A 6,434-nucleotide genomic window follows, 5' to 3' on the forward strand; every position below is an offset into this window, starting at 1 on the left:
CCCGCCTTACCTTATTTGATAAAGGAGTTTTCCCAATGTCCGACTCCATCCGAACCATTCCTGTGGGTGTCGCCCCCGCCTATGAAGTTTCCATCGGCCCGGGGCTGCTGGAAACGTGTGGCCAGCGATTGAAGCCGCTGCTGGGGGAGTGCCGCGTGGCGGTGATTACCGACTCCACCGTGGCGCCCCTGTACCTGGAGACCGTACTCCAAAGCCTGGAGCAGGCGGGCTTTGCCACCTGCTCCCACGTCTTCCCTGCCGGGGAGGGGCACAAGACCCTCTCCACCCTCTCCGACCTTCTGGAGTTCCTGGCTTCGCAGCACCTGACCCGTACCGACTGCGTGGCGGCCCTGGGGGGCGGCGTCACCGGGGATATGGCGGGCTTTGCCGCCGCCGTGTACCTCAGAGGCATCCGCTGCGTGCAGCTGCCTACCACCCTTCTGGCCGCCGTGGACTCCTCCGTGGGCGGCAAGACTGCCGTGGACCTCACCGCCGGAAAGAACCTGGCAGGGGCCTTTTCCCAGCCCGCCGCAGTGCTGTGCGACACGGACTGTTTAAAGAGCCTCCCTGCCGATGTCTTTGCCGACGGCGCCGCCGAGGCCATCAAGACCGGTGTCCTCTGTGACGAGACCCTCTTCGCCCTCTTTGAGGACGGCACCCTCACCGCCGACCCCGGGGAGGTCATCGCCCGGTGCATCGCCTACAAGGCCGGCGTGGTGGAGCGGGACGAGAAGGAGCTGGGGGAGCGGAAGCTGTTGAACCTGGGCCACACTGTGGGCCACGCCATCGAAAAGTGCAGCGGCTTCACCATCCCCCACGGCCACGCCGTGGCGGCGGGCCTTGCCATCATGGCCCACTCCGCCGAGGCCCTGGGTTGGACGGAGGGGCCTCTGGCGGAGCGCATCGCCGCCTGCCTGGAGCGAAACGGTCTCCCTACCGGCACGGACTACACCGCCGAGGCCCTGGCCCAGGCGTCCCTATCCGACAAGAAGCGGGCGGGAGATACCATCACCGTGGTGGTGCCCCGGCGCATGGGCGAGTGCGAACTGAAAAAACTGCCGGTGAGTGAACTGCCGGGCCTCATTGCCGCGGGACTGGAGGGGTGAGATGGACGTTCGCATCACGCCGAAAAAACTCTCCGGTACCGTGACCCCGCCCCCCAGCAAGTCCCAGGCTCACCGGCTGCTGATCGCCGCCACCCTGGGAACAGGGGTCAGCACTGTCCGTGGCGTGGCCATGTCTCAGGATGTGGAGGCCACCCTCCGGTGCCTGACGGCTCTGGGCGGCCATTGGAAAGAGACGGCCCCCGGAACCCTGGAGATCACCGGCATCGGTGGCCGCCGCTGCACCGGGGAGGATCTGCCCCGGCTGGACTGCGGGGAGAGCGGGTCCACCCTGCGCTTCTTGATTCCCATTGCCCTGGCAGTGGCGGGAGGCGGCGTCTTTACCGGACACGGCCGCCTGATGGAGCGGCCCCAGGGCCCCTATTTCGACCTGTTTCGGGAGAAGGGGATCTTTTTTGAGCAGAGGGACGGTGTTCTCACCGTCCGGGGGAAGCTGACGCCGGGGGAGTACCGCCTGCCGGGCGACGTCTCCAGCCAGTTTTTTACCGGATTGCTCTTTGCCCTGCCGCTGCTGGAGAGCCCCAGCACCATCGTTCCCACCACGGCTGTGGAGAGCTGGGACTATATCTGCATGACCCTGGACGCCCTGGCAGGCGCCGGGGTGGCGGTGCCGGAACCCCGGCGCGGCGGCGCGTTTTCCATTTCCCCGCATCCTTACCGCTCCTTTGACCGCTGCGTGGAGGCGGACTGGTCCCAGGCGGGGTTCTGGTACGCCGCCATTGCCTTGGGCTCCCAGGTGGAGCTGGAGGGGCTCAACGCCTTTTCCGTCCAGGGGGACATGGCGGTGGTGCCCAACTTCCTGCGCCTGACCCATCCCGGAGATCTGGACATCGACGTCTCCGGTATCCCGGACCTGCTGCCGCCCCTGGCGGTGATGGCGGCGGTCCGCTCCGGAACCACCCGCTTTGTAAACGCTGCTCGGCTGCGGATGAAGGAAAGCGATCGCCTCTCCACCGTCTGTGCCATGCTGGAGGCGTTGGGGGGCACCTGTCAGGAGGGGCCGGACAGCCTCTCTGTCACCGGCGGTACCCTTACCGGCGGCACCGTGGACGGGGCCAACGACCACCGCATCGTCATGGCGGCAGCCATCGCTGCCACTGCCTGCGCCGGTCCCGTCACCATTTTGGGGGCCGAGTGCGTGAAAAAGTCCTACCCGGATTTCTGGGAGGTCTACAAAAACCTGGGAGGTGAGGTCCATGTCCTCTGAATTCGGACATCTGTTGAAGATCAGCGTCTTCGGCCAGTCCCACGGCAAGGCCATCGGCGTGGTGGTAGACGGCCTGCCTGCCGGGGAGGCCATCGACCTTGATGAACTGCAAGCCTTCCTGGACCGCCGCAAGCCCGGAAAAAACCGCCTCTCCACCGCCCGGAAGGAATCGGACGCTCCCACCTTTTTATCGGGCCTGGAAAACGGCAAGACCTGCGGGGCTCCCCTGTGCGCCGTCATAGAAAACGGCGACCAGCACTCCGGAGACTACGCCGGGCTGACAGATACCCCCCGCCCCGGCCATGCGGATTATACCGCTGCCGTCAAATGGGGAGGCCAGGCGGACATGCGGGGCGGCGGCCACTTCTCCGGCCGGTTGACGGCGCCGCTGTGCATCGCCGGGGGCATTGCCAAGCAGATCCTGGCCCGCCGGGGCATCCATGTGGGAGCTCACCTTTCTGAGGTGGCTGGCATCGCCGACGATCCCTTCCCCCTGCATCCCACGGCGGAGCTTTTTGAAAAGCTGGCCGCCAAGGACTTTCCGGTGCTTGACGACGGCGCCGGGGAGCGGATGCAGCAGGCCATCCTGGCCGCCCGGGAGGAACTGGATTCCGTGGGCGGCATCGTGGAGTGTGCCGCCATCGGCCTTCCCGCCGGACTGGGAGATCCCATGTTCGACGGGGTGGAGAACCGCCTGGCGGCGGCCCTCTTCGGCATTCCCGCCGTCAAGGGTGTGGAGTTCGGGGCGGGCTTTGCCGCCGCCCGGAGCCGGGGGTCGGAGAATAACGACGCTTTCTCCGTTCAGAACGGCGCCGTGGTGACGGACACCAACCACGCCGGGGGCATCCTGGGGGGCATCACCAACGGCATGCCCATCTTGCTGCGCACAGCCATGAAGCCCACGCCGTCCATTGCCAGAGCCCAGAAGACTGTGCGCCTCTCCCAAATGGAGGAGATCCCCCTTGAAATCCGGGGCCGTCACGACCCCTGCATTGCCCATCGGGCTGTTCCTGTGGTAGAGGCGGTGACTGCCGCCGTGTTGTTAGACTTACTGTTGGAGGGAAATCATGGAACTTTCTGAAATCCGCGAAAAAATCGACACTGTTGACGACCAGCTTTTGAAGCTGTTCCTGGAGCGCATGGATCTGGCGGAGGAAGTGGCCGCCTACAAAAACGAGCACCACCTCCCCATCCTCAACAAGGAGCGGGAGCGGGCGGTTTTGGCCCGGGTGACGGAGCAGTCCGGGGAGAAGGAGCGCTACGCCTATCACCTCTTCTCCACCCTCTTTGAGCTGGCCCGGTCCCGGCAGGCGGAGCTGATCTCCGCCCCCACCAAGGTGGCCGCCCAGGTGAAGGCCTCCATCGCCGCCGGCAGCGAGGTCTTTCCCCAGACGGGGCTGGTTGCCTGCCAGGGCATGGAGGGTGCCAATTCTCAGGCGGCCTGCGACCGTTTGATCCCCCGGGGCAACATCGTCTATGTCAAGAGCTTCGAGGCGGTGTTTTCCGCCGTGGAGTCCGGATTGTGCAAGTTTGGCGTGGTGCCCATTGAAAACAGCGCCAACGGCTCCGTCCGGGCCATCTACGACCTGATCCAGCGCAAGAAGTTCTCCATCGTCCGCTCCACCCGCCTGTGCATCCGCCACGAGCTGCTGGCCCTGCCCGGCGTGAAGCTGGACGACATCACGGAGGTCTACTCCCACGAGCAGGCCATCGGCCAGTGCAGCAAGTTCCTGGGAAGCCTGAACGGCGTGCGGGTGATCCCCTGCGACAACACCGCCACCGCTGCCAAGATGGTCGCCGAGAGCGGTTCTCGCCACGCGGCCGCCATCTCCTCCCACCCCTGCGCCGCCCTGTACGGCCTGGACACCGTCCGGGACGACATCCAGGACAGCGACAACAACTACACCCGCTTCATCTGCATCACCCGGGATCCGGTGATCTACGCCGGCGCCAACCGCATCAGCCTGGTCATCGCCTGCGACAACAAGCCCGGCGCCCTGTATGAGATCCTCTCCAAGCTGGCGGCCCTGGGTATCAACATGACCAAGCTGGAGTCCTGCCCCGTTACCGGCCGCAACTTCGAGTTCATCTTCTTCCTGGAGCTGGAGGCCTCCGTCCACGAGCCCGGCGTCCTGCCCATGCTGGAGGAGCTGGAGCGCAGCTGCCAGAGCTTCCAGTTCCTGGGCAACTACGCAGAGATCTGAGCCATGGGGGAGAAGATCTACGGTCTCCTGGGCCGCAAGCTGGGCCACAGCTGGTCGGTCCCCATCCATGAGGAGCTGGGCCGCAAAGGCTACCGGCTCATTGAGCTGGAGCCGGAGGAGCTGGCACCCTTTCTGGCCCGGGAGGATATCGGCGGCCTCAACGTCACCATCCCCTACAAGCGGGATGTGATGCCCCTGTGCGATGAGATCGATGAGGCGGCCCGGGCCATCGGCAGCGTCAATACCCTGGTGCGCCGGGACGGCAAGCTTCTGGCCTTCAATACCGACGCGGCGGGCTTTTGCTTCATGGCCCGCCGGGCGGGCATCGACTTTGCCGGAACCAAGACGGTGGTGCTGGGCAACGGAGGCGCCTCCCATACGGTGGTGGCCTGCGCCCGGCAGCTGGGGGCACGGGAAGTGGTGGTCATCTCCCGCTCCGGGGAGAACAACTATGGGAATCTCTCCCGCCACGCCGATGCGGACATCCTGGTGAACGCCACCCCGGTGGGCATGTTCCCGGACAACGGGGCGTCTCCGGTGGATCTCACCGCCTTCCCCAAGTGCCGGGGCGTGCTGGATCTCATTTACAACCCCCGGCGCACAGCCCTGATCCTCCAGGCCCATGCCCTGGGGATCCCCTGCTCCGACGGGCTTCCCATGCTGGTGGCCCAGGCCACGGTGGCAGAGGAGCATTTCGGATGCACCCAGATCCCGGAGGGGGAGAACGAGCGGATCTTGCGGCTGCTGCGCCAGGAGACGGAGAATATCGTCCTCATCGGCATGCCCGGCTGTGGGAAGAGCACCATCGGCGCTCTGCTGGCCCAAAAGACCGGCCGGGAGGCCGTGGACATTGACCAGCGCATCGCGGAGCGGGCAGGCTGCTCTATCCCGGAGATCTTTGCCCGGGGCGGGGAGGCGGAATTCCGCGCCCTGGAGCGGGAGGAGACGGCCAGGGCCGGGGCCCTCACCGGCAAGATCCTCCTCACCGGCGGCGGTGTGGTAAAGACCCCGGAAAACTACGACGCCCTACACCAGAACGGCCGGGTCTACCACCTGCTGCGGGCGCTGGACGCGCTGCCCACTGACGGGCGCCCCCTCTCCCAGGGGGCGGATCTTGCGGCCATGTGGCAGCAGCGGGAGCCCCTGTACCGGCGCTTCCGGGACGTGACGGTGGACAACAACGGTACGCCGGAGGAAACGGCGGATCAGATCTGGAGGGATTATTGTGCACATTCTGGTGATGAATGGACCGAACATGAACATGCTGGGCATCCGGCAGCCGGAGATCTACGGCCATGAGACCTATGAGGACCTGTGCGCCATGATCCGGGCCGAAGCGCAGACGTTGGGCGCGGAGGTTTCCTTCTTCCAGTCCAACCACGAGGGGGCCCTGGTGGATGCCATCCACCAGGCCTACTTCGACCATGTGGACGGTATCATCCTCAATCCCGCGGCTTACACCCACACCAGTGTGGCGCTGCTGGACGCCCTGAAAGCGGTGGGGATCCCCACGGTGGAGGTCCATGTCTCCGACCCCGACAAGCGGGAGGCTTTCCGGCATGTGTCCTATGTCCGCTCCGCCTGCGTGGCCACCATTAAGGGCCACGGCCTCACGGGTTATCTGGAGGCCCTGCGGCTGCTGTGCGGCAAGTAAATGAAAAAACGTGCCCCCGGAACGCTTGACGCGTTCCGGGGGCTTTTTTACCGTTGGGGATGGGAAAAAAGAGACTGGCTCTGCCGCGTTTTACCGCGGCAGAGCCAATAAGGAAGGGATGATGGAAGAAGATCAGTGCGCGATCAGACGGCTGGCGCGCTTCTTGCCGTAGACGATGATGGCGGCAACATAAGCAACAGCAGCCACAACGCCCACCACGTAGGCAATGTTCCAGGGGATGTGGA

At 65.4% G+C, this 6,434-nt stretch carries 6 protein-coding genes; all 6 read left to right on the forward strand.

Translation table 11 applies throughout. From position 1 onward, the window contains the following. Positions 1 to 35: 35 nt before the first annotated feature. From aroB to aroQ, 6 genes are read left to right on the forward strand one after another with little or no spacing between them, the layout of a single operon-like run. Positions 36 to 1,106, forward strand: coding sequence for a 3-dehydroquinate synthase (aroB, locus tag ACT67G_RS08040; RefSeq protein WP_443663912.1), 1,071 nt, complete (start codon positions 36 to 38; stop codon positions 1,104 to 1,106). Between the two features lies 1 nt (position 1,107). Continuing rightward, positions 1,108 to 2,331, forward strand: a complete 1,224-nt coding sequence (locus tag ACT67G_RS08045) for a 3-phosphoshikimate 1-carboxyvinyltransferase (RefSeq protein WP_443663913.1) — start codon at positions 1,108 to 1,110, stop codon at positions 2,329 to 2,331. Then, positions 2,321 to 3,412: a chorismate synthase gene (gene aroC, locus ACT67G_RS08050; RefSeq protein ID WP_443663914.1), complete on the forward strand. Its 1,092-nt coding sequence runs from the start codon at positions 2,321 to 2,323 to the stop codon at positions 3,410 to 3,412. The genes ACT67G_RS08045 and aroC overlap by 11 nt, the downstream gene beginning before the upstream one ends. Beyond that, positions 3,399 to 4,535: a bifunctional chorismate mutase/prephenate dehydratase gene (locus tag ACT67G_RS08055; protein WP_325245145.1), complete on the forward strand. Its 1,137-nt coding sequence runs from the start codon at positions 3,399 to 3,401 to the stop codon at positions 4,533 to 4,535. The genes aroC and ACT67G_RS08055 overlap by 14 nt, the downstream gene beginning before the upstream one ends. Positions 4,536 to 4,538: 3 nt before the next feature. Next, on the forward strand, positions 4,539 to 5,834 hold the full coding sequence (locus ACT67G_RS08060; RefSeq protein WP_443663915.1) for a shikimate kinase: 1,296 nt from the start codon (positions 4,539 to 4,541) through the stop codon (positions 5,832 to 5,834). Beyond that, the gene (gene aroQ, locus ACT67G_RS08065; RefSeq protein WP_325245149.1) at positions 5,761 to 6,189 is read left to right on the forward strand and encodes a type II 3-dehydroquinate dehydratase; all 429 of its coding nucleotides are present in this window, start codon (positions 5,761 to 5,763) and stop codon (positions 6,187 to 6,189) included. Before ACT67G_RS08060 ends, aroQ begins: the two co-directional genes overlap by 74 nt. Positions 6,190 to 6,434: the final 245 nt, after the last annotated feature.

Source organism: Dysosmobacter sp. (assembly GCF_052306735.1).
GTDB lineage: Bacteria > Bacillota > Clostridia > Oscillospirales > Oscillospiraceae > Oscillibacter.

What these genes read in the sequence shown, in the direction of transcription:
- ACT67G_RS08055 (WP_325245145.1), top strand. Translation starts at nt 3,399, where the DNA reads ATGGAACTTTCTGAAATCCGCGAAAAAATCGACACTGTTGACGACCAG.
- ACT67G_RS08045 (WP_443663913.1), top strand. Translation starts at nt 1,108, where the DNA reads ATGGACGTTCGCATCACGCCGAAAAAACTCTCCGGTACCGTGACCCCG.
- aroC (WP_443663914.1), top strand. Translation starts at nt 2,321, where the DNA reads ATGTCCTCTGAATTCGGACATCTGTTGAAGATCAGCGTCTTCGGCCAG.
- aroB (WP_443663912.1), top strand. Translation starts at nt 36, where the DNA reads ATGTCCGACTCCATCCGAACCATTCCTGTGGGTGTCGCCCCCGCCTAT.
- ACT67G_RS08060 (WP_443663915.1), top strand. Translation starts at nt 4,539, where the DNA reads ATGGGGGAGAAGATCTACGGTCTCCTGGGCCGCAAGCTGGGCCACAGC.